Here is a 24,470-nt window from a genome sequence, read left to right on the forward strand (position 1 = left end):
ATAAAAATATGGGGAGCAAACCGGCCTGCACTGAGCCGCGGTTTCATTACTCCTTGCAAAAATAAAGCTGGAGACATCATGTTTATTGCACTTACTGCGTTCCGGTTGCTTTCGACGAGGACCGGGAAATGAGCACTTCCAACGATCCCAAGCTTTCCGGCAGTTTCGACGCCCAATCCGTTACGCGCATCGATCGCTTGTTGAAAGACATGTTTGGCGCCGCTGTTGCGGTCGCGCAGCCGACTTCGCGCGTTCCGGAATTCTTGCCGGCGCCTCCTCGTGGACGTTTGATTGTCATTGGCGCAGGCAAGGCGTCTGCGGCAATGGCCAAGGCTGTCGAGGACAACTGGAGCGGGCCGCTGGAAGGCATCGTCGTTACTCGTTACGGTTATGCGGTTCCTTGCCGACGAATCGAGATTCTGGAGGCATCGCATCCTGTGCCTGACGCAAACGGCCTGAAAGCCGCTGAAAGAATTCTCAAATGCGTCAGCGGACTGACCGCGGACGACATGGTTCTTTGCCTGATCTCTGGCGGCGGCTCTGCACTACTGCCATTGCCGGCTGAAGGCCTGACGCTGCAGGACAAGCAGGAAATCAATCAAGCGCTGCTGGCCAGCGGCGCCAGCATCTCTGAAATGAACTGCGTGCGCCGCCATCTCTCCGCCATCAAGGGCGGCCGTCTGGCGGCGGCTTGCTATCCCGCTCGCGTCGTCAATCTGATTATTTCCGATGCGCCGGCAGACGGCTTGAATGACATCGCCTCGGGTCCGACGGTAGCAGATGCCTCTACCTGTGCGGATGCGCTTGCCGTGCTGCGCCGTTACGCCATCGAGGTGGCGCCGGCAGTGATCGCCTTGCTGGAAAGCGGGCGCTCAGAATCCTTGAAGCCGGACGATCCTCGCCTTCCGCATATCGAAACGCATCTGATTGCCACGCCTCAACTTGCCCTGGAAGCCGCGGCCAAGCTTGCTAAAGAGGTCGGGATCAGCGCCCATATTCTCAGCGACGCCATTGAAGGCGAAGCACGCGACGTCGGCAAAGTCATGGCAGCGATTGCCAGGCAGGTCAATCGACGCGCTCAACCATTTACGCCTCCCTGCGTTTTGCTGTCGGGTGGGGAAACTACTGTCACGATCCGCGGCAACGGCCGCGGTGGGCGCAACGTCGAATTCCTGCTGTCGCTAGGCATCGCCCTGGACGGAGAAGATGGCGTCTTTGCTATCGCCGGCGACACGGATGGCATGGACGGCCAGGAAGCAATAGCTGGCGCTCTGCTGAGACCCGACACCCTTGCACGCGCAAGGAAGCATGACATCCATCCGCTCGCAAGCCTTGAAAACAATGATGCTCATGGTTTTTTTCAGGCACTCGGTGATTCGGTCGTCACCGGCCCCACGCTGACCAACGTGAATGACTTTCGCGCCATTTTCATTGCTGCTCAGCCAGACAATATCTAAAGGAATATTCAAAGCAGGAGCGGACGCCTTTCGTCTGAATTTAACAATGCAACGCTATAACCTCCAAGGAGGAGACAATGAAATCAGATCTCGAATCACGCGTATCCCGCAAGCTCATGTGGCGCATCATTCCGTTTGTCATGGTGCTTTACTTTGTCAGCTTCCTCGACCGTGTCAACGTTGGCTTTGCTGCAATGACGATGAATAAGGCAATCGGCCTCTCGCCCACGGCATTTGGCTTGGGCGGCGGCCTGTTTTTCATCGGCTACTTCCTGTTTGAAGTCCCGTCCAACCTGATACTTCATCGTGTCGGCGCACGTATCTGGATCGCACGAGTGATGGTCACCTGGGGCATCATCTCTGCAATATCGGCCTTTGCTGTCGGACCGAACAGCTTCTATGTACTGCGTTTCTTGCTGGGTGTTGCCGAAGCAGGCTTCTTCCCCGGAATCATTCTCTATTTGAGTTTGTGGTTCCCGGTGAAACAACGCGCAGTCGCGGCAGCCTGGTTCATGGCCGCGGCGCCGATTTCTGTCGCGATCGGCTCCCCATTGTCAGGCGCAATCATGCAGTTGCCCCCCGTCTTCGGCTTGGCTGACTGGCAGATGCTGTACATCATTGAGGCAGTCCCGACAGTGATTCTTGGCTTTTTCGTATTGAAGTATCTAACCGATACACCTTCGAAAGCGGAATGGCTGGCAGCCGATGAGCGTGATTGGCTGATTGCCAAGCTGAAGAGTGAAGCAGATGCCAAACAATCCAATACCGGCCACACTGCCGGGGCGCTCAGCGCATTGAAAGACCCTCGTGTTCTGGCTCTCGCGCTCATCTATTTCGGCACCTCCGCCGGCCTTTATACGCTGGGCCTTTGGGCGCCGCTGATCATTCGTGAATTTGGCTTTACTCCATGGGAAACCGGATTGCTGACCGGTGTGCCGAGTGTTGCCGCTGTGGTCGCCATGATCCTATGGGCGAAGCATTCGGATCGCACGGTAGAGCGCACCTGGCACGTCGTGATTCCTTGTGTACTTGCATGCATAGGTCTTGTTTTTGCCGGCCTGGCGACGACAGCGTTGTTGGTGGTTCTTGCACTTGTCGCGGTAAATGTCGGTATCAGTTCCGCCAAAGCGCCGTTATGGGCAATGCCAAGTTCCTTCCTTTCGGGAGCAGGTGCTGCCGCCGGCATAGCAATGATCAACTCCGTAGGCAATCTTGGCGGCTTCGTTGGCCCGTTTGCGATCGGCTGGCTGAAGAATGCGACCGGCGGATATGCTGCCGGCCTCTACGTAGTTGCGGCAACGCTGGCAGTGTCGGCAGTAGTAACACTGCTGCTAAGCCGCCAGGCAAGGCGAGTATCTGCAGTCGGTCGTCCGCGTCACGGCCATTAAGTCAGAAAAACTATTTCTGGCAGCGAACTCCGTTCATTTGGCCTTCCCGGCATCTTCGACCGGAATCTGAACCCGGATAGTGGTGCCGGCACCCGGTACGCTGACGATGTCGACACTGCCGCCGAGCATAAAAGCCCGCTCCCGGATGCCGGTCAGGCCGAATGATTTTTTCTTGCGCAGGAGAGGATCGAACCCCCTGCCGTTGTCGCGCACTTCCAGCAGATATTGCGCATCTTTTCTATGCAACCGGATTTCCACCTGGCTGGCTTGTGCATGACGACCGATATTGGTCAGGGATTCCTGCACAATGCGAAAAAAAGTTGTCGCGCGTTTCTCGTCCAGGACGATTGTTTTTTCATCGATCTGCAAAGTGCATGGAATACCGGTGTTTTCCGAAAATTCATTCGCCAGCCATTCCAACGCTGGCACCATCCCCATATCCAGCGCCCCCGGACGTAGCGCAGAAACAATGTTACGTACTATCTTGATGGTGCTGTCGACCAGCGACACTTGCCGTTGGACTTTTCCTTGCAGTGCCGGATTGTTCTCCCCGAACTCGATACCGATCACCGAAACCCCCATGCGCATTGCCGACAGGTATTGGCCAAGTTCATCGTGAATTTCGCGCGTCAGATGCTTGCGCTCCTCTTCTCGCGACTGTTCGAGTTCATAAGCGCGCTCACGCGCCAATCGTTCCTTCAAGCGCTGCCGAGCGAGCAATCGGCGGATACGATTACGCTGCAGCAAGAATGGCACCAGCAACAAAAGTGCAGCGCAAACATAATAGAAAAACGTGGTCTGCCACCAAGGCGCAAGAATCACGATTTCAATTTCCACCGCCGGTGAAGACGCCTGCATGGCAACGTTCTCTGCCGTAACTTGAAAACGATAACGGCCGGGCGGCAAAGCCGAGTAGCGTACCTCAGGCGTGGCGGTCTGCGACCACGCCTGCTCCAGACCTTGCATTCGATAATGAAATTCGATTGCCTCATGATTCTGAAACGAAAGCGCTGCGAATCTGAAATTCAGCGCTCCGGATGTCCATGGCAAACGAACCGGCTTGTCCGAGGGCAGTTGCCGGCCGTCGCCGGTGATGCTTTCCACCAATACGTTCAGGGAAAGCGGTAAAAACAGGGATTCCGGCCGCAGAATATGTGAAGCGCCATTGCTGGTTCCTACCCATATCGAACCATCGCTATCTTCATACAGGGCGTCGGTATTGCTGTCGCTCCAGACCATGCCGCTTTGCTGATTAAAAAACCGCCATTGATTGCGATTCCATACAGCGACTCCGGCGTCGCTGGAGACCCACAGCCAACCGCGGCTATCCTCAAGCAGCGCCAGAACGCTTTGCCTTTGCAGCTGCGGCGGGGTAATGTCATGGATCGCCAACGTGCCATCCTGTTCCGTAGCACGCCAAAGTCCTGCGTCCAGGCTAGCCAGCCATAAATTGCCCTTGCTCGAACAGGCAACGGTATTCAGCTCTCCGCGAGGAGGGCGGTTTCCGGCAAAGCGGGGATTGCTCCATTCCTTGCCATCGAACCGCAGCAGGCCTTTGTCGGAGACGAACCACAGCACGCCGGAAGCGCTTTGGCAGCCGTGGAAAACATTGACGTCTTTGGCTCCGGTCACCGACGATATTTCCTTCACCTGCAACGGCAAGCTGCTGACATCAGGTTGCCTGATGACATACAGTCCACGCTGAGTGTTCAGCCACAGCTGTCCGGATCTGTCGAAGAACATGCCATTGCTCACGGGCAGTTTGGCGATCACCGTGTCTTGCGTGGCGCCAGGCTCTCGCCGCACCAGAGTTCCTGAAAGTGTGGTGGCCCAGGCACGCCCTTTGCCATCTTCGATCATGCCGATCCACTCGTGTGAACTGCCGCCGTAGCGGCCTTGCAACGTGGCGAAGCCGCCCGTTTTCTGCAGTACAGCCGATCCGGAGCGAGTGCCGACATGAAACCGGCCAGCCCGATCGCGCAAAAAAGACCATACGACGTTGTGAGGCAATCCTTGCCGCGAGGTCCAGTTTTCCCAGTCGGGGTAGCCAAGCCAATGAATCAGGCCATGTCCGGCGGATCCTAGCCAGAGGCCATTGTTCCCCCCCTGCAGGATGGCGCTGATGCCGTCGCCCACGGTCAGTCCATTGCCTTCGGCGAAGGATTGCCAGTTCCGGCCATCCCAGCGAATCAGGCCGCTATCTTGCTGGCTCAAAATCATGCCGTTGTGGTCCTCGGCGAGAAGAGGAACGCGTTCTTGTTTCTTTTGCTCGTCCTGCGGTGGCGAGCGATTCAGGAACAGTCTGGTGTCGGCAGGCAATGCAAATACCTGTTTTTCACCGCGTAGCCACAATGTCCCTTGGCGGTCGTGCAGCATGGCCATCCATTTCTTGGCGGGCAGGCCGTTTTTTTTGCCGAGGACGACTAGCTTGCCTTGCTCGTAATGGCATAGCGAATGGTCGCATCCCATCCACAAATCCCCCTTCGGCCCGACATGCAGACTGTGAAGGGCTTGCATCTCCGGATGCTGCAGCAACTGCTCCGCGCTGAAAAACGGTTGCGCCTGCCAGGTCGCTCCGCCGTCCGCAGACATGATCTGCCATATGCTGTCGTGGCTTAACGCCAACAGACGGTCCGGGCCAAGCTGTGCAAAAACCTGGCCCCAATGAAAAGCAAGCTCCGCATTGTTAAAGCGCATGGGCGCGAGCCGTTGGCCCTGCAACTGATACAAGCCTTTCAATGTCCCGATCCACAAGCGGTCGCTCGCATCGACATGCAGCGCGGCGATATAAAGGGCGTCAGTCTCGTCGCTTATGTCAAGCCGCTGAAAGCGCGCACCGTCATAGCGGAACAAGCCGTTTTCCGTGCCGACCCAGACATAGCCGTTCGCTTGCCGCGCGAGAGCGGTAACCCCGAGATTGCGTAGTCCATCCTCTTGGTTGTAGTAGTGCAATGGCAATTGCTGGCAAATTCCTGATATCGGGAGAGAGATTTGGCACAGAAATACGATAACTCTCAGCCAACAGCGCAGCGCCTTCATTATTTCAGATTGTTCTGACATTCTTAGGAAACATCGTCGCTGTATGGCATCTCGTTGGCGTTCGTTCGATTTTTTCTGGCAGGTGCAGTGAAGCACAGCAAGCAAACTCCATACCATTCCAAGGAAGAAGGTCGAAAAGCTAATTTTTCCCGCTCATCTTTACCCGGTCTGGCCCAGTCGCATGGGTCACACCAGAAAATGGCCGGTTTTAGATGCATGCATGGACCCGACAGTTACGGTCCGGAATGCGTCATTTTGCGTCACGATGACGCAGTCGATTTACGCCCGGACGTCACGTGGCGTTAGAGGCTGGCATTTATTGCACTGCTGTTTGCTTCGATGTTGGGAATCCAACTTCGCGATGCGCCATGAAGGTTGTTTAAAGAAAGGGGGCAATAAAGGTATCTGGATCAAATGGAAAAAACATATCCGATCAACAGATGGCGCTGCGGCCATCTGCTTATTTGGCAACGGTATCGTCTTACCAACACCGGTCCCATGGACATTGCTGCAACAGTTCGCACGGCCTTGACATAAGTCAATCGCGTTTCTTACAGCATTAAAAGCGAGTGGTGAACTGCAGGCCGAAGATCCGCGGATTGGTGTCGTTGACAAAGCCTGTCAGGTTATTGAAATCGAGGCCGCCGATCAATTGCACGCGATTGGTGATGTTGCGGCCAAACAGCGCTAGTTCGTAACGCTCATGGTCCCACTTGTAACCGAGGCGCAGGCCGCCGGTTAGCAAAGGCTTGCCGACATATTCGGCGGAACGGTAGAGCGTGAAGTTGACTGCGCTGCGATATACCCAATCGGTGTAGGCGAAGAATTCACCGTTCTTGTATGGCAATCCGTAACGCAAAGTGAAGTTGGCGACCCAGCGTGGCGCTTGCGGCAGAGGATTGCCGTCGATGCGCACCAGGGTGGCGCCGGCGGCATTCACGAAGGTCGGGTTCTGTATGGTACAGGCCGCACATGCGCCGACGGTAAGATCCTTATCTTCGATCTTGGTGAAGTTATAGCTGCCGCCGAGCGTCATCAGCAAATTTTCCGTCAGATAGGTTTCGAGGTCCAGCTCCGCTCCCCGTCCCACGCTCTTCTTGGCATTGAGAAGAATGGTCGAGTTGGAGGTGCCTCCCACGGCGCTCAGCTGCTGGTTCTTGACGTCGTAATTGTAGATGTCGAAGTTAAGGCGCGCGCGCCGGTCAAACAGGTCGGACTTGAATCCGACTTCGTACGACGTGACCGTTTCCGGATTGGCGACCGACATCGGATTGAAGGAGCCGGCCGGCTGGATGGTAGCGCCGCGGAAACCGGTGGCGATGCGGGAATAGAGATTGGTTGTGTCGCTCAGCTTGTAGACACCGCTCAGGTCCCAGTTGATTTTCGAAACGCTGGTCGACGCACTCAGCCCGTTCGATTTGTCAAGGTCGGAGCTGCCGTCAGGCTTGTTGACGGCGGCCGTTTCCAAATCCTTCTTGTCGTGGGTATAGCGCAGGCCGGCGCGCAGGTCGATGCGATCGCTCAATGCATAGTTGAGCGATCCGAACACCGCCAAGGCATCGTTTTTCTGCTGCGACTTGACATCGCCGGTAAGCACGCCGTTGGCCAGAGAGTTGTAGCTGTAGCTGTCGACCTTATATTTCTCGTCGAAGAAAAAAAGGCCGGACTGCCAGCTCAGCTTCTGCTTGCGGTCAGACTCCAGACGGAATTCCTGCGTGAATTGATGATGGCCAGAGGTGCCGTCGGCAGATTCGACCGGAAAAGGAATCAAGCCCGGACCGGACGGCGGTGCGAATACCGCGCCATAACCGCCATCGACGTCGCCGCGGCTGAACATGCGCACGGTCTCGTAGCCGGTGGTCGAATGCAGGGTGTAATCCCCCAGTTTCCATTGCAGACGCAAGCTGCCGCCGTAATTATCGAGATGCTGGCCGTTCTGGCCATCCGTCGCGATATTGTTCTTGTCGAAGCCGGGAATCAGGTTATCCGTGCCCTTTTGAATGATATTTGCGCGGAACAGCGATGCGCTGCCGTTCATCGTGCGCTCATGCAGATTGGCCAGGGCGCTGAAATCGGCATTGGGCTTGTAGAGCAGCTGCAGCCTGGCCGCGTTGTCATTGTAGCCGCCATATTGATCGGCTTTTCCGGTATGGGAATTGCCGACCCAGTCGTCGCGATGCTGGTCGAGCACGGAAATGCGCGCCGCCAGCTCGCCGTTGATGGGCAGGTTGACGGCGGCCTCCAGATTGGCCGTGTTGTAGCTGGCATCGGAGACGCTGACATATCCCTCCTGCTTGAAAGACGGCTTGACCGAATCGAACTTGACCACGCCGGCTGGCGTGTTGCGCCCGAATAGCGAGCCCTGCGGGCCGCGCAGCACTTCAATGCGATCCAGGTCGAACGCCGGAAAACCTTTAAGTACAGGGCTTTCGAGAACGATGTCGTCATACACCAGCGACACCGGCTGCGAAGCATTCTGATGGAAATCGACGTTGCCGTAGCCACGAATATAAAACCGCGGAAATGCTCTTCCGAGAGAGGATTCGACATTCAGGCTCGGTACCCGGCCCGCCAGCATTTGCATATCCTGACCGCCGGAATTGAGCACATTGAGCGCTTCATCGCCGATGATCGATGCGGACACGGGGACATTCTTGATGTTTTCCTCGCGACGCTCGGCGGTGACGGTCACCGATTGCAATTGTCCCGCAGCGGGCGCCTGAGCGGGCGCTGCCGGATTGGTCTGGGCATAGACACCGATGCCCGGTGCGAACAGTCCTGCCACCAGGCTGAATTTGACGGAAAAACGCTTTGCTGCAAGTTCTCGCATGATTACTCCAGTTTCAGATTAAGGTTGTCCGATCACCGCAACATCAAACGGCATCCGCGGTGGAAATAACCTGTTCGCATGCAAGTTTCGCGCCGTAGAGGTACGCACCAGATGAATGCATAAAAAATAGTCCCATCCATACGGCGCATGAAGCAACTCTCGGGCGAACATTCAGCCGCTAATCGGGATAAATACCTTGATTGTGGTGCCGACATTGGGCACGCTGACGATGACAATCTCGCCCCCGAGCATGGAGGCCCGCTCGCGGATGCCGACCAGGCCGAATGACTTCTTTTTGCGCAAAGCAGGATCAAACCCCTTGCCGTTGTCGCACACCTCCAGCAGATAATGCTGATCTTTTCTCTTCAGCCGGATTTCCACCTGGCTCGCTTCCGCATGACGGCCGATATTGGTCAGGGACTCCTGCACAATCCGGAAAATGGTCGTCGCTCGTTTCTCATCCAGGGTGATTGTTTGCTCACAGACCCGCAAAGTACATGGAACACCGGTGTTTTCCGAAAATTCCTCCACCAGCCATTCCAGCGCCGACACTATCCCCATATCCAGCGCCCCCGGACGTAACGCGGAGACGATGTTGCGAACGACCTTGATGGTGCCGTCGACCAGCGATACCAGGCGCTGTATTTTTCCTTGCAGCGACGGATTTTTCTCTCCAAACTCCATGCCTACCACTGAAACCCCCATGCGCAGCGCTGACAAATATTGACCTAGTTCATCGTGAATTTCGCGCGTCAGGCGCTTGCGCTCCTCTTCCCTCGACAATTCAAGCTCATAAGCGCGTTCACGCTCCAATTGCGCCTTCAACTGCTGCCTGGCGAGCAGTCTGCGGCCACGATGGCGCTCTATCAAAAACAGCAGCAGAAGAAGAAAGACGCCACAGGCGACATAGATTGTCGTGGTCTTCCACCAAGGGGGGAGAATCACGATCCCGACCTCAGCCGTCGGAGAAAACGCCTGCATGGCGACATTATCGGCGGCCACCTGGAGGCTATAGTGTCCCGGCGGTAAAGCCGAGTAACGGACTTCAGGGATGGCAGTCTTCGACCAGTCCCGCTCCAGCCCCTTCAATCGGTAACGAAATTGGACTGCCTCGCGGTTCTGATACGAAAGTACCGCCAGCTTGAAGTTGAGCGGACCGGTCGTCCATGGCAGGCGAATGGGTTTATCAGTGGGAAGCACCTGACCGTCACCGGTCATGCCTCCCACCTGCACTTCCAGGTGTACCGGAGCAAAAAGCGATTCAGGGCACAAAATATGGGAGGCGCCATTGCTGGTTCCCACCCAAATCGAACCATCGCTATCTTCATACAAAGCGTACTGATTGCTGTCGTTCCAGACCATGCCGCTTTCCTGATTGAAAAATCGCCATTGCGCGCGATTCCAGACAGCGATGCCGTTATCGGTAGCTAGCCACAGCCAGCCGCGCCGGTCTTCAAGCAATGACATCACTGCCTGGTTTAGCAACGGCGACGGGGTCGCGTCGCTTATCTCCAGCGCATCGTCCGTATTGCCCTGCTCCCTGGCACGCCAAAGCCCGCCGCCTCCGGTACTGAACCACAACTCGCCATTGCCCGAGCAGACGATGGATTCCAACCTGGCAACAGGAGCTACCGGGCTCAGTCTAAGCTTGTGCCAAGCTCCACCGTCAAAACGCAGCACCCCTTTACTGGAAACAAACCAGAGTGCTCCGGATTTACTTTGACATCCATGAGAAAAACGGATGTCCTTACTTCCTGTCATTGACGAAAATTCTGTTACTTGCAACGGCACGGCGTTCGCATCGGCATGCTTGATGACATAGAGCCCACGCCGGGTAATTATCCAGAGTTGCCCCGAACGATCAAAGAACAATCTAACGATCTTGGGGAGCTTGGCGACGAGGACGTCCTGCTTTGCTCCGGGATCGCGGCGAACCAGAAATCCGGAAATCGAGCCTGCCCAGATACGGCCTTGACTATCCTGGACCATGCTGTCCCATTGGTGGGACCGGTCGCCATAGCGCCCCGGAAAAATGGAAAAACGGTCGGTTTTCTGTAGCACCGCGGATCCGGAAGCCGTGCCGACATGGAGAAAACCTTCCTGATCACGCAGAAAAGACCATACGACATTGTTGGGTAAGCCCTGCGCTGACGTCCAGTTCTCCCAGTTTGGATAACCCAGCCAATGAATCAAGCCATGACCGAAGGATCCAAGCCACACTCCGTCATCCCGGTCGACCAGGATCGAGTTGATTCCTCCGCCTATCGTCAAGCCATTCGATTCGGTAAAGGATTCCCAGCTATTGCCTTGCCATCGAATGATGCCGCTATCCTGCTGGCTTAGAATCCTGCCGCGGGCATCCGCTACAAGGAGCGGGACATGCCCCGCCTTTTTCTGTTCGTCCTGCGCCGGAGAGCGATCCAGGAAGCTATTCGCGTCCGCCGGCAACGCAAATACATGGCGCTCGCCGCGCAGCCACAACGTCCCCTGCCGATCATGCAGCATGGCCACCCAACGCTCGGCAGGCAGGCCTTCCTTCTTCCCCAAGACAACCAGCTTACCTTGATCATAATGACAAAGCGATTGGCTGCAACCGATCCACAAGTCACCCTTCGAGCCAACATGAATACTGCGAAGGGAACGCATTTCCGGATGCTGCGATAGTTGCTCGGCGCTAAAAAATGGCTGTGCCTGCCATGTCACTCCCTGGTCCGCCGATTTCACCAGCCACAACTGGTCCTGGCTTAGCGCCAGAAAACGATGCGATCCAAGGGAGGCAAAAACCTGCCCCTTGTCAAACGTGAGCTTAGTGTTTTGAAATTGGATGAGAACGAAGCGTTGCCCCTGCAACTGATGCAACCCGTTTGACGTGCCGGCCCATAAATGGCCATCCGCATCCACATGCAATGCGGAGATATTAGGCGCGGCAACGCCATCGCCCAGTTCAAAACGTTCGAAGCGCGCGCCGTCGTAGCGGAACAGGCCGTTTTCCGTGCCGATCCAGATATAGCCGCTTCTCTCCTGCACAAGAGCGTTAACGGCCAGATTTCCCAAGCCATCCACTTGTTTGTAATAGCGTAAAGGCAGTTGCTGGCAGATTGCCAGCAACGGGAAGGAAAGCAGCCAGAGCAGTATGAAAATTTGAGGGCGAAAACGCAAGACCATCACAACTCCGGATTCCCTGTTATCTCTCTCCAGGGTGGGCTGATATTTATTTCGTCCAAAGCACAGAAGCGGCCAATGCGATAAAGCAAGCGTCAAGCCAGGCTGCCGTGGCGAGTTGCGACCCCGTCGGCTTCTCCGCAAACAACGGCCACATTGAAGAGAATGGTCAAACAAATTCCCATTGATGAAAATCAGGATATTCCTATTTCTGCATAGGGATTTCCTTGCACCTCATTGCGGACAGCGCCATGATCTCAGCCGGCCTTCTCACCATTCATCAGAACGGCTTCCGCGCGACGACCGTTGGAAACATGCAGCCGCGATCATCAATGAACCGAATATCGGCAAAACCGGCATCAACGAGTTGCGCCATGGTCTGTGCATGGGTACGAAATGCGCTCCATTTCACCTCGATGACGCGTACAAACAGAAGATGCTGAAGCGATAACGACTCCTGGTCGATTTCCGCCATATTCCACGGAGATTCCGCGGACAGGCTGGGCGGCGGCGTCAGGAAACTGGTGACCAGCGTGCCACCCGGTTTCAGCATGTCGAAGAACGAACGGTACAGCACCGTTACACGGGTATTGTCCGGTTCATAGATATTGAGGCCGTTACTCGTCAGCACGTCGATCTCGCCTTGCAGACTCGGAGTCCATGCGTCCTCGCAACGAAGCGACAGACGGTCGGCTAACCCGCGTTCTCGTGCCAGTTCCAACGCGCCGTTCAAAGCATGTTGATCCAGATCTATGCCCACCAGCGTGATATCTGGCTGCTGGTCATAGTCGAGCAGCAGCAATTCTCCCATCAAGCCGCAGGGGATTGATGCCAGAACAAGCCCTGGACTGAGCAAAGCTTGCAGTTGCTGCCGGAAAATTCCAAAACGTTCTCGGGTTGCCAGCACTGTCGGCAACTTCTCAAATATCCGGTGTTCCATATCGGACACTGAGTCTGTCGACGCCTGTCCTTGACGGTAGGTCACCAATTGGTGCGTCCAGTATGCGTTCAGGCCACGATTCTCCAGCAAAAACCGACCGAGTTCGAAAGCGGATAATTCATCAAGCAAGCGAATTTGCTGCTCAACCGTGACGCCAGGAAGGTCCCCCGCCAAGCTTAGCCTTGACCTGATGGACTCCAGCAAATCGCCGTAGCCATTCTGTGGATCAACGCCGTGAGAAATCAGCTGATGGCGGCTTGTGGCGTCGGCCACGGGAGCATTTGCATTCTTCATTCTTCCCTCATAGGACACGATTACTACCGAAAAAAATTATAGAAGAACGCTTTCAGCTCGCACTGCCGTTTCAACACAAGCCTTTGCTTCTTTTGCATCACCAGGCTCCGCGAACGCCGGCGCCAAGACGGCGAATCCAAGTTACTGATTTAAGTCAGGTGTTGCGATTTGCCGGCATTGGTTATCTGGCTTCATTCAGATAGTAAGTCTTGCGCCAGTCCTTGGAATGCGCCGCATGCTCTGACAAGGTATTCATCAGATCAAGCGCCGATATCTGTCCGATAGGAATGCGCCGCGCCAACAGAACATGACGGGTTTCGAAGTTAATCGTAAATACTGGTGTATTTACACCATGCATCGTCAAATTTATTTCCAATAGCCGTTCCAGTACATCGGCACGATTTTTTGCCGGCAGCGCACCAAAATCGCAGTACATGGCCAGGCCTTCTTCTTGTTCAGTGCTACCGTCAATCAAAGTGAAATTGACGCCATCGACGGTCAGATCGGCAGTCGTATAAAACAGCTTCGGATCCGCGATTTTCGCGATCGCACATATTTCATCTATCAGTTTCCGATAATTTTCTGATGCCATATATTTCTCCAGTTCTTTTGTAGGAAGTCATCGACCTCCATGAATACAATCCGGCTTCAGCGCGGTTTTGGAATCAGCGGCAGCGGCGATTCGCGGATATCATGCGCAACGTGTTGCCCGCTCGTGTCAGCGGCGATATTCAAAGCATGATCAGCTTGCGCCCTTCCATTTTTCATCTGCACCAGCTCTTTCTGCTTGCCCTCGGCTTTCTCGAACGCTGCCCTCGCCTTTGAGGCAGAAATTCCATCCCGCGGCATAAAGGCCATTCCCTTGAAACCCAGCTTCAGCGCGTCCAGGCAATAAGTGGAGAGCGATTTAATGCTGACGCCGACGTAGGGATATGCTCCCTTTGCTGTCGCTTCACGAATTTTGCGCCGCTCGTCCAGTTTATTGTTTTGATAGACGGTTTCCGATATGGACGATGTCGGTCCGGAAGCGACCTGCCCCCACAATTTACCCAGCGGCTTGGTTTTGGCGTTCGCAACCTGATATGCGGCAGCAACATTGACCAGCACCGCGCTCATGGTGACGCCCAGGGAGAGGTAGCGTTCCCAAAGAGGTTCATGGTAGGTCGGGTCGTAGGTCTTTTTCTGAGCACTGACCAAGCCCAGCAAGGAATTGATCATCAATGACCCGTTTATGCCTGCGACCCCTAATTGGAATGCTCGCCAGGAGGCTGCACCGTAAGTCGCCGAGACCTCATCCGGCAAGCCGCTGCGTGTGTTGCCGGCCTTGACGAATCCCACTTTGAATTCCGGTGAGAGTTCGAGCAATTTCGAGTGTTCCGTGACTTGCATGCCATCATGGACGGTACGTTTGTTGTCGTTGTAGTCAGAAACCTCTGTAAACCGTCCCTCGCGTACGTGCTGAGGATCATGGCGGGTCGACTCCCAGGCAGAGACCAGTGTATCCAACTTGCTCTTCTGGCCATCCGGCAGATTGCTGGACGCCGTCTCGATCTTATTGCTCAATTGTTCCAGTTGCTGTTTTTCCTCATTGCTCAATGGCGGGAACTTGTTCGCCTGAGCCTGAAGGCTGGTGTGTTTCTTGAGAGCGCCGGCATCGATCTTTAACCTGCCGGCAATGACCGCATTCAATTCGTCCGCACGTTCATAATTCCGAATGACCATCGCCGACGCCAATTCGATCTCGAGAGCTTGAACCTCGGCCTTCGCGGCGCCTCCCAAGGATTCAAAAGCGGCGCTCCTGATATCGCTCACTGCTGCGAGCCGCGCCGGGTATTCCGCTCTATCCTTGAGCGCCACGTGAGTCCGCCAGTCGTTCGGTCCGTTGGCGCCCATATGCAATGTATCTGCAATCTGCTGCTCCAGTTCCCGCACCTGCCCCGTGAATATCTGATCCAGTGTCTTTACCCGTATTTGCAACGGGGTTCGCATGAGTTCCTTGAATTTGCTCGGATCATCCGCCGTCAGCATTTTCAGATCGATCATCAAATTCTGCTTGTCCACCTCGTCCGATGGCGCGACCAGCCGCTGCAACACCAGTTGCGAGAGGGACGTCGCTATCTGGATCCCGGCCGCGACGCGGGGATCCTTCGCAATATACCCGCCCCACCCGGCCAAAAGATTGCCGTAGAATTTCAGCGTCTGCAAACATGACTGCCGTTGCAGCCCTTCGAAATAGACACGGTTGAGCTGGCAGCGCGTGGTGTAATGATTGATGGCGTGATCAAGTGTCTTTGCAACTTCATCTACAGCGTGATTCGCCGCTTCCCTGAGCTCGTGATTTTCCGGATCTGCGACAGAACGTGTTAAAAGCTCCTGTAGTCTTGGAGATTCATCCTTCACGTGTTGCAGCACCTGTTTCAATTCCGTTTCGATCTTGTCGAATGTCGGGGTATTCAATTCTGGAGCAATATCGGCCGCGTTTCGAAACGCCATATCCTGATAGGGCGTTACATGCAGCAAGGTATAGGTATTTATCAAGCTGCTGACCGTGGAAGCCGCCATCACGCTGCCAAAGTAGCCCGCTGCCCAGTTCCGCGCAGGAACCGGCGCCTTGCCATGCGCCTTGAAGGTGCAAATCGTAGGCAGCAGGGACAGTATCGAGGCAGGTGCATTGCGCCAGGAATACGCTTTCCCGCCCTCCCTGAACCCTGCATCCATAGCATGCTGGTCCAGATTCAGCATCGTGTGAAAGCACTGTTTTGCCTGAGTCCAGTCACCGGTTTTAAGCGCCTGCGCCCGAGTTTCGACGAATGCCTGGACATGTTCCGGATTCAGTACAATCCGGTCCTCATCGATAAAGGCCTTGCTATGCGCCATCAGGTCTCGATGCAGTTCGTGCTCGGTCGGCATATCGATCACAGTGGCATTCCCGGCTTCGCCAAGCGGGGTTATACGAGATGAAGCGTTTTCCGCAGTAATTTCTTCATTGTGAATAGCGGCATGCGGGCCGGTTGAATGGGAACTTGAAGCGATATCTTGCACGTGTTGCGGAAGCACCCTAGGCGCTTCATTGCTCGCGCAAGAGCTCTCTGGTGCGCCGAAGTCGCCTGTCGATCTCGAACGGGCGCCGGCGGCCCGCCCCTGGTCGAACGTAGCGCGAATCGCGACAGGCGGTTTTAGTCTATTCGCAGACAGCCTCGGTCGTTGCGATGTCGTCGCGCTATCCGATTCCCCCATGGCTGAACTGCCAGTGGCGTCTACGGCCGAATTGCGCAATGGCCCCAGATTTCTCAACGCAGCGCTTGGCTCGCTCGATGAGCGTCGCACAGAACGGTGATCTGCTTCGTCAACTGCGCCAGATCGCTCATGTGATACCACATCATCGGCAGCTGCCGGTTTGCTCGTGGATGTAGGGATATGCATAATGGTTTTCGTTTTTTTTCGACGATTGCAGATTACATCTTTGACATAACCATTTTTATCGCGCCGCGAAACACCGTTCGTTCTTGCGAAATTTTTCACAGATCGAAATGGCCCCGGTTCCATAAAATCTGCCGCAAACAGGGCTAACGCATATCTCAGCGCAAGGAAGGATTGCGCCGGAATGGCGAACTATTTATAACGTGAGAATCCTCTCTTACTGCATCGATGTCTTGGCGCAGGTTACCCCAACCTTGGGTTAAATTATTCACGGCATCAAGCGTGCTCCTTAGATTCTCCGCACCCAGGCTGATGCCGGATTCTCCCGGCAATGCGTTAGCGGCTTGAGTAGCGGCCCTGCCAAAGACCGGCTCGCCTGCCTTGACTTCGGATTCCGGCCCGTCCATTCGCCTGGTACCCGCGGGTTGGAAGCGCATACTGTCTAATGGTTTCCCCTACACCTTATAGTTTGAAAGGAAAGACGATGGGAAATCTATGCGCGCGTGGTATTGGCGATTCTCATGCGCCCACGACCTACGACGATCACGTGCAAATGACGCCTCCTCGGCAAAGGCCAGCAACACCCGCCCCGGGTCAATCGCCATTGCATGAACTAGGTCGTCGCCCAGTGCCCTCCTCGCCCGGGGCGTCTCGGCCCATGACTCCGACGCGAACGCCGATCGGAACGCCAATGAGGTCCCCGACGAGCAACGTGGAGCAGCGGATGCTTCGAGATATCCAGCACATGGCTCTGGAGATCAATCAGCTGGTTGGCGTCACCAGAGGTATTCCCGCCCTCAGCGCCCAACACAACGCTGCAATTCAGGTGCAGGGCCAGATCCGTCGTCGTCTTGACGGCGACATCCGCGCCGGCGGTGGCGACGATTTCCGTCGACGCCTGGGTCGAATTCGAAATCAGATCACCAATTACTATGCGCGCCACCCAGACGCAGCTCTGCCTCCGGCGCAACAACCACGTGGGGGCGATGCAGGCGTCAGTAGTGACGTCCTGCAGACGGCCTCGAACATGCTGACCGGCTTTGAGACCGTGGTCTTCCAGGGTGCGAATGGCATGGAGTCGCTCAAAGTGCTCGACCACCTTCAAGACATTGCCAGAAACCGGGACGTGGATCCCGCAGTCATTGACGCTGCTCGTCAGGCAGGCAACGTCCCCGCTGCCTTGGTCAATAATCTGCTAGCGCTGGTACAACGCAATCCGCCTATCCTGTCTTCTCACACACGTCGGTAATTCCGCTACCCGACCGGCGATCTCTCTGATCCCGGTCGACGTCATTGTGTGCATATTTATTTGATTCAATATTTCATCAGCAAGTAACAAAATTTCTTCCGGCACGTTCTTCCAAGGATGGCTGCCACATAATTTCAAGAACCGCATGCCACAACACCATTCTGTGCAAGCGCACAGTCGCAAAATTGCGCGGAGTAAGGAATAAGCGGAATAAGCGGGATAAGCCCCGCATCAAATTGGAACGAAAGTAATCATCGGTTCTTCATTTCGCGCAACTCGCCGATGGACGGTTGAGATACCGCAGCCCCTCACGTTATCGGGGCGACTGTCCGGTTGCCGTAATCATTCACACAACAATGAAGGAAATGCCTACCTGCAATTCAGGAAGGTCTGATTGAAATTGCATTCGAATCTGGCAATTATGCAAAAACGGCAAGCGTATTCAATACGCATTAATACGAATGGGAATTGGCGCTTGAATAACTAGCGTGGAAAAAAATTCGCACTGCATGCATCATCTTTCGCACGAAATGGTACTCACTGAGAGAAAACAATTTTTTCCGGCACACGACTTGCACAATAAACGATCGTGGTGCGCGAAGAAAAGGAACAGATGTTCGATAGATCATCCAGCGTCCGATGCCAGTTTGCTTGCATCGGAAAATTTCAGAAATGCTCATTCACCCTTCATTTCAGGGTGATTCCGATAGAGGATTAGGCATGCGATTTGCAATTTTGACTGACGATTCTGTTTTAGCGCAGAAATTGGCGAAATATTTCGAGAAATATTCAATCACCATAGACGCTTACTGTACTGAGCTGCTGATACTGCGTGCGATGCGCACAATCACTTATGATCTGGTGCTGCTTGACGCCAAGAGCAGCGTCGGACTCGCCAGCAGCTTGCTTTCATGGCGAAACTGCAACGCCGATTTTTATACACCGGCGATCATATTGACCTCGCTCCTGACATGGAACGTGATGCAGGATTGGATCGAAGCCGGCGCGCACGACGTCGTAAGCCGCATAGACGTTGACCAGATCGGGCTGCGGGTATGCGTTGCCCTGCGGCGCCTGGCGCATTGCACCCGTGTCGACAGGATACAGATTGGCGATTATGTACTGAATCGGGGAAGCGACATGGTTACCTGCGACGGCATTGACGTCAGCCTCACTCCGCGCGAATTCTCTATCGCGTGGCTGCTTTTCTCCAATCCGGGAAAATTCCTGAGCCGGTCACAGATCACTACCAGCGTCTGGGGGAATTCCGAAGAGGTTGCAGCGCGCTCGCTGGAACAGCATATTTACAAGCTGCGCAAGAAATTGGGCCTATCGTCTACGGCTGCCGGCGCCAGCCTGCGGACGGTGTACGCACTAGGCTACAAACTTGAGATTTCTCCGGACCTGCGGCAAACTGAAAAATCCGCTCCAGAACAACTTCCGTCGGCGGTTCGCGCAGAGGGCGAGGGTAGCGATGTCCGTAACTCCCTGACAGCCTGATCAGGTCGCATCAACTCCGGGCGAGCTTCCCCGGCTGGTCAGTGCACGCTATTGCCGTGGCTTCGCTGCTCGCTGAACGTCGAGGCGCAACATCACTTTGTCTTTGCCGTCATCAAGTTCGTAGCGAACATTCGGGTTGCCGTTGTAGGTTGCATCGAACATCGCTGCCGTACTCGACGTATCGGTCAGACTCCCATACATCATTTTCTCGGGGGTCGAGAAATAAATTTCCTCTCGGTAGACGGTGAACGGATTGCGCGCATCTCTCTGGTACTCCGGCTTTTCGAGTTCAATCTGCGGCAATTGCGTCCCGGCGGGTTTGGAATACATGATCTTGTTTTTGGGTTCCACCTCGGGACGCAAGCCAATCCGTCCAAGGTCGGCGGCGGCATGGGCGACAAGACCTGGCACGGAAAATATTGTCCAGGGGTCGACCACGATGTCGTGTTCCGGCTGCTCGCCGCGAATCACGACCAGCGTATGCTTCAGTCTCGTATTGGCAACGCAATCAATCTGCGCATCCTTCAGGTCAGGATGCGAACCCAGCACGGCATAGGCCAACGCGGCCTGGTGATCGCAAAAACCCGCTTGCCACTTCAATGCCGCCCTGGCCATTGGTAAATGAGCTTCGCCTGACGCACGATTGCGCCTGGCGGCCGAACCTGCACGCTCGGCGAGTGCGGTTCTGACATAACTCTCCCCGCCGGTACGAGCGACATCCTTCACTTGATTGCCAGCGCCAAAAGGCACAAGCGCCTTCACCAGATCGATGGTTGCGCGTGCGGTGGCAAGACGTCTTGCAGTCGGCGCATCGATAGTCACTACACACGGTTCCAGCGGTTGCGGCGAGGGATGCCACAAATGATGCTGCACGCTCGCCAGAGGCCCGGCATCGGCAGGCGCAAGCTGATACGCTTGTTCACGGCTCAAATAGCGGTCAAATACCCCGTCTGTCCTGGTTGGCGAGACCTCTTGGCCGCGACCGTCTACCAACAGCCCGACGATAGCCGGGGCGATGGCGACATGTGCCTTTGTTGCCGGAATGGGTATCCGTCCGGTCGCATCGATCTCGCTATTGCCCATCAATTCTTTTTGCAACACCTGGATCCAGTCGAGCTCGTTCAAGATGGCTGGCGGCTGGTTTTCTCTTTTGAAGCCGTTCGCAGGAACCATGTTTTTGCTGCCTGACGCTGCGGCGACGTGCCCGGTGCGAGGTCGGGCATGCGCTTTGCCGGCGCGCTTTGGACTGCCTGAAGGCAATCCACGCAACGCCGGACTCTTAACCGGCCTGGCGCGATTGGCCGCACCTTCTGTCCGTGATGCAGAAACTTCAATTTCCGCATCATCGCTGGTTTTTGGAGCGATGCACGCGCCAAAGATATGTTTCAACATCTCTCTCTCCCTTCTTTGACTCTCTTCGACAGCCTGCTCAGAAGCGGCGCGGGCGACCCTTGCGCGATCGCGTATATTTATCCGCTTCGCCCGCCAATAGCGGCGGACCGTCCGTCAACAATATTAGAGCCTGTCAAATACCTTGCAGCATCCTGGCGTACGAGGCATAGCTTTTGGAAGAAGTAAGATCATCCGAGACATATGCTCCGTATTTCTTATTGAGCAACTGGCCGCTACGAGCATCGCCATGGTTGACATGCTGATGGAAGTCGAATTTCATCTGCTTGAACTTCTCCATGTTCATTCCCCGCTCCTGTAGGGCTTGCCGGGCCGACTCTTTCCCCATGCCGACGATGGAAATCGGCGGCAAAGTCGAGGCCTTTGCTTCCGCCGCCGCGCCTGCCCTGTCGGCGGGCGGACGCGCGGTGTTAGATTGCGTGCCTGTTCCGCTTCGCTGCTCTTGCTGACCGGCCCGAGGCGGGCTTTTCGGAGATTTTGGAGGCTCCAGCAAAAGTTCCAAGACTCCGCGCGTATTGCTGAGCAATAGCTTGCCTGCATCGACCGCATTGAACTCGCTGCGCAATCGTCGCCAGTTGCTGGCCAGCGGCGCACCGGACATCGCCGCAGCGTGCGGCACACCGAGCAGCGCAAGCGTACTTTGCCAGTGCTTGTCAGTCATGGCGTCCAGCTCGCGTATGCTGAATTCATGCAGCATTTTTTTCGCCGGCGGAGATTTGGGCGGCTGCAGCAGAATTTCCACGACTGCCTGCGTATTGCCGCGCAATATCTTGCCCGCATCGACCGCGTTGAATTCACTGCGGAATCGTTTCCAGTTGCTGGCCAGCGGCGCACCGGACATCGCCGCAGCGTGCGGCACACCGAGAATCGCAAGCGCACTTTGCCAATGTTGATCCGTCATGGCGTCCAGCTCGCGCATGCTGAATTGACTCAGCAATTTTTGCGCCGGAGTTCCTGCTCCAGCTTTCGCCGTCCCGGCTCCCCTGCCCGCATAGGTGCCGGCCGGACTTTGCGAACGGTGACTGGCTCTCCCTGTTGGCGGCGTTTGCGGCCGAAATTGAGGGCTTGGTCCGCTACGGCTTGCCTGCCGTGCGCCACTTGCGGCCGAAGCCGATGGATGGCCGCCTGTGAATGAAGCGCCAGCGGGCTCCCGGCGCGGAGGAAAACGCGGATCCGCGGAAAATTTTGAGGATCGGCTGTGAGGTCGCTCTTGCGCGGAGTTTTTCGTGTCGTTCGAGTCACGACTGAAATAGCTTTTGAAAAAATCACTTGGAAATTTAATGTTCACTCCGGCCTCCCATGTAAAACGCGATTTGGATAGCTGACAGTCTCGCGTACGAACCAGGCGGTCTTACTCCGTCGAGCGAATCAGCGTCGCCCCAAGCGAACACAGGACTGATTTTCTTGAGCGCCGGCCGGCGCCGGCAAACCATTTCATCATCCTGCACATTCCGGTTTGCAGGCAAGCCGCACTGAACGAAGGTGCGGCTGGCTTACAGCCGCTTGCCAAAAACCTGGCGAACCATCTCATCGGAATATCTATAGTTCCATCTGAGTTCAACTCCGGCGGGAATATCGCGGGTGGCAAAAAACGCCCGGATCGAAAATTTTCGGCCGATATCCGACTCGACGTCAAAAGCAACCGGCTCGACATTGTAAGCGTCGGGCGATTGCCTGACGCAATGACCGGATGCGTCATAGTCGAGGGAAGTGTTCATCATCGCCAGGATATTTTCGCCATCCAGGAACGAGACTGCCCCCCCGCTGATCGATGAAATCGCAAACGAGTCGGAGCGCAGCATGAAATACATTGCAGGCGTCATCAGGCGGCCGCCGTAGACCCCGACGCACTCCCCTTTCTGCACCGGACGGATCGTAAAAACGCCTCTTTCGCCGACCAGGCTCGATTCCCTTGGGTCCTGCAGGTCGCCGGATTCGATGAGCCGGCATTGAATCATCGAATGATAACGCGCCATTCTCGCCTGTGCAGTTGCCAGCGGGTCAATCGACGGCCAGACTGCCTCGGGCGAATATACTTCCCCCGACGCGGTGGGCTGCGATTGCCATATTTTCCGAATCATCACAGGCCGGGATTCGGCGTCGCGGAAAGGATATCTGCCATCCAGCTCGGGGGAATACGGCAGACGCTCGATGGCGCAGTGCGCTTGCAACATACGGAATTCCTTGAGCAGCCGGTATGCCCCGTATCGGACCAGCAACCACATTTCGCAAGCTCTCTCAAGTTCGGCGTTGCCGCTGAAATTGTCTATCATTTCGCAGCGGATGCTGTTCTCGTCGTCAGTCAATTCTCCTTCAACCTGGGCGCCCGCCTCCCAACTGACGTCTACGCCGGCAGCTTGCAGCGCCGCGCGCATTGCCGGCGAGAGTATCCCCTGAATTTCGCCACGCAGAGCTGGAACCATTTCGAAGAGAAATTCATGCTGTTCCGCCAGGTTGGAAAATTCATCGGCGTCATTCAGGCGCTGATGGATGTATTCACGCAGTTTTCTGCATTCAGTCGCGATCCGTGATGCGCGTACGCTGTTTTCACTAATTGAAATTACAGCACTCATAACAATTCTCCCTGCCTTTTTTAGAACTACGGTTTCACGTTTAATTTTTGATCGGCTGCACGGCGTTGATCCGCAGCAGCTTGCGGGATGTCGCTCCAGGCGGCGACGATGCGCTTGATACGCTGCGCATAGGCGTCGCGTTCCAGCAGCTGCTCCGAATGATAGGCCCCGACCGCCTTCCAGCTGTTGCCGTATTTGCTTACCATCCGTCGCAGATGCCACGCCGCGATGTAAACATTCTGGCAGGGTTGCAGCAAGGTCTGCCGATGAACGCCGTACTTGGCGAGTTCGGCAAGATGAACCGAGTTGATCTGCATGACGCCATAGTCGGTAGAGCCGTTCGCGTTGACATGAATCGCATCGGCCTTGTTATGGGATTCTTGCCAGGCGATTGCCCGCAGTATGGTCGGATTCACGTTATGGTAAAGCGCCGCGTCGTCGAAGCAATCGGCGCGCGCGACGTCAGTCGGAAGCAGCATCGACGCCAGACCGGATAAGACGATCCAGCCGATGCGGCAGGCAGCACAACTTTTTTTTATTTTCACGATTGATCTACGCTGTCATGTACTTCGATGAAAACTGAAATTGGGGCATAAAAAACAGGTGACGCGTTCCTCGGCAGCACGACACGGCCGACGTGCGGATTCCGAAGATTGACGCGATCGCTATCGCGCCCGGTCACCTGCTGGTCCAGCTCAGATGGCGATCCTGCCATCGACGTTCTTGCTTTTCAGCCGATTTCTCGGCCGATGACTAAGTTCAATCAACAGCACGCGATCATCGCCGGTACGGCATTTCGGCTGCTCCGATTCGAACCGTGTCATCTCGTCGAAGATCGAAATGAACTCAACCTGGCGATACGGTCTCAAATGGATGCTGTCAAAACGCATCTGAATCCTCTGCCTTAATATCCGCATTTACCTCTTTCGCTTGCTGTATCGATTTCTGCATGAGAGAGATGGCGAAGTTAACTATCAAGGCATTTAGCTCGTCCTGATTCTGGGTACTGGCATCATCCTTGTTTTTATTTTTTTTAGAATTTCCCGTTTCGTCAGGTTTGTGCGTAGTGTCAGTTTGGTGCGTAGCAGGTGACGAATGATTACTTACGGAATGGTGGCCCATGTAAATCTCCAAGAGTTAGAAGGAACTCAAAGATCGCAGATTGACGCCGCAACCGGCACGCAAGCACGAATGCAGGGATGTCAAAA

At 55.4% G+C, this 24,470-nt stretch carries 16 protein-coding genes; 4 read left to right on the forward strand and 12 right to left on the reverse strand.

Annotated features, from left to right (window positions below):
- Positions 1 to 128 precede the first annotated feature (128 nt).
- Both KHU33_RS08680 and KHU33_RS08685 read left to right on the forward strand, forming a co-directional pair.
- On the forward strand, positions 129 to 1,457 hold the full coding sequence (locus tag KHU33_RS08680; RefSeq protein ID WP_211462445.1) for a glycerate kinase type-2 family protein: 1,329 nt from the start codon (positions 129 to 131) through the stop codon (positions 1,455 to 1,457).
- Positions 1,458 to 1,534: 77 nt separating this feature from the next.
- Positions 1,535 to 2,845 (forward strand): MFS transporter, encoded by a 1,311-nt coding sequence (locus KHU33_RS08685; protein ID WP_211462446.1) that lies wholly within the window; start codon positions 1,535 to 1,537, stop codon positions 2,843 to 2,845.
- A 33-nt stretch (positions 2,846 to 2,878) separates the two neighbouring features.
- On the opposite strand, the gene KHU33_RS08690 is transcribed toward KHU33_RS08685, so the two are convergent.
- The 6 genes from KHU33_RS08690 to KHU33_RS08715 all read right to left on the reverse strand — a co-directional run bounded on the left by KHU33_RS08690 (position 2,879) and on the right by KHU33_RS08715 (position 16,152).
- Positions 2,879 to 5,797, reverse strand: coding sequence for a sensor histidine kinase (locus KHU33_RS08690; RefSeq protein ID WP_230414138.1), 2,919 nt, complete (start codon positions 5,795 to 5,797; stop codon positions 2,879 to 2,881).
- A 646-nt stretch (positions 5,798 to 6,443) separates the two neighbouring features.
- Positions 6,444 to 8,714, reverse strand: a complete 2,271-nt coding sequence (locus KHU33_RS08695; protein WP_211462448.1) for a TonB-dependent receptor — start codon at positions 8,712 to 8,714, stop codon at positions 6,444 to 6,446.
- A gap of 171 nt (positions 8,715 to 8,885) precedes the next feature.
- Positions 8,886 to 11,975: a sensor histidine kinase gene (locus tag KHU33_RS08700; RefSeq protein WP_230414139.1), complete on the reverse strand. Its 3,090-nt coding sequence runs from the start codon at positions 11,973 to 11,975 to the stop codon at positions 8,886 to 8,888.
- Between the two features lie 181 nt (positions 11,976 to 12,156).
- Positions 12,157 to 13,110, reverse strand: coding sequence for an SAM-dependent methyltransferase (locus tag KHU33_RS08705; RefSeq protein ID WP_211462449.1), 954 nt, complete (start codon positions 13,108 to 13,110; stop codon positions 12,157 to 12,159).
- A 181-nt stretch (positions 13,111 to 13,291) separates the two neighbouring features.
- Positions 13,292 to 13,702, reverse strand: coding sequence for a CesT family type III secretion system chaperone (locus tag KHU33_RS08710; RefSeq protein ID WP_211462450.1), 411 nt, complete (start codon positions 13,700 to 13,702; stop codon positions 13,292 to 13,294).
- A 56-nt stretch (positions 13,703 to 13,758) separates the two neighbouring features.
- Positions 13,759 to 16,152 carry a hypothetical protein gene (locus tag KHU33_RS08715; protein ID WP_211462451.1) on the reverse strand — a complete coding sequence of 798 codons (2,394 nt, stop codon included), beginning with the start codon at positions 16,150 to 16,152 and terminating at the stop codon, positions 13,759 to 13,761.
- A 1,102-nt stretch (positions 16,153 to 17,254) separates the two neighbouring features.
- Between KHU33_RS08715 and KHU33_RS08720 the strand changes: the two genes are divergently transcribed.
- Both KHU33_RS08720 and KHU33_RS08725 read left to right on the forward strand, forming a co-directional pair.
- A complete protein-coding gene (locus tag KHU33_RS08720) occupies positions 17,255 to 17,779 on the forward strand; it encodes a hypothetical protein (RefSeq protein ID WP_211462452.1) in 525 nt (174 codons plus the stop codon).
- Between the two features lie 720 nt (positions 17,780 to 18,499).
- Positions 18,500 to 19,279, forward strand: a complete 780-nt coding sequence (locus KHU33_RS08725; RefSeq protein WP_211462453.1) for a response regulator transcription factor — start codon at positions 18,500 to 18,502, stop codon at positions 19,277 to 19,279.
- 48 nt (positions 19,280 to 19,327) lie between these two features.
- Here KHU33_RS08725 and KHU33_RS08730 read toward each other — a convergent pair whose 3' ends face one another.
- The 6 genes from KHU33_RS08730 to KHU33_RS08755 all read right to left on the reverse strand — a co-directional run bounded on the left by KHU33_RS08730 (position 19,328) and on the right by KHU33_RS08755 (position 24,384).
- Positions 19,328 to 20,671 carry a type III effector protein gene (locus KHU33_RS08730; protein WP_211462454.1) on the reverse strand — a complete coding sequence of 448 codons (1,344 nt, stop codon included), beginning with the start codon at positions 20,669 to 20,671 and terminating at the stop codon, positions 19,328 to 19,330.
- A gap of 133 nt (positions 20,672 to 20,804) precedes the next feature.
- Positions 20,805 to 21,608, reverse strand: coding sequence for a hypothetical protein (locus KHU33_RS08735; protein WP_211462455.1), 804 nt, complete (start codon positions 21,606 to 21,608; stop codon positions 20,805 to 20,807).
- A gap of 574 nt (positions 21,609 to 22,182) precedes the next feature.
- Complete coding sequence (locus tag KHU33_RS08740; protein ID WP_211462456.1) at positions 22,183 to 23,262, reverse strand: SET domain-containing protein; 1,080 nt, start codon at positions 23,260 to 23,262, stop codon at positions 22,183 to 22,185.
- Between the two features lie 26 nt (positions 23,263 to 23,288).
- Positions 23,289 to 23,741 (reverse strand): lytic transglycosylase domain-containing protein, encoded by a 453-nt coding sequence (locus KHU33_RS08745; protein WP_211462475.1) that lies wholly within the window; start codon positions 23,739 to 23,741, stop codon positions 23,289 to 23,291.
- 216 nt (positions 23,742 to 23,957) lie between these two features.
- A complete protein-coding gene (locus tag KHU33_RS08750; RefSeq protein WP_211462457.1) occupies positions 23,958 to 24,152 on the reverse strand; it encodes a hypothetical protein in 195 nt (64 codons plus the stop codon).
- The gene (locus KHU33_RS08755) at positions 24,142 to 24,384 is read right to left on the reverse strand and encodes a hypothetical protein (RefSeq protein ID WP_211462458.1); all 243 of its coding nucleotides are present in this window, start codon (positions 24,382 to 24,384) and stop codon (positions 24,142 to 24,144) included. The genes KHU33_RS08750 and KHU33_RS08755 overlap by 11 nt, the downstream gene beginning before the upstream one ends.
- Between the last annotated feature and the right edge of the window lie 86 nt (positions 24,385 to 24,470).

Origin of the sequence: Collimonas silvisoli, assembly GCF_018305005.1 — a bacterium.
Classification (GTDB): Bacteria; Pseudomonadota; Gammaproteobacteria; order Burkholderiales; family Burkholderiaceae_D; genus Collimonas; species Collimonas silvisoli.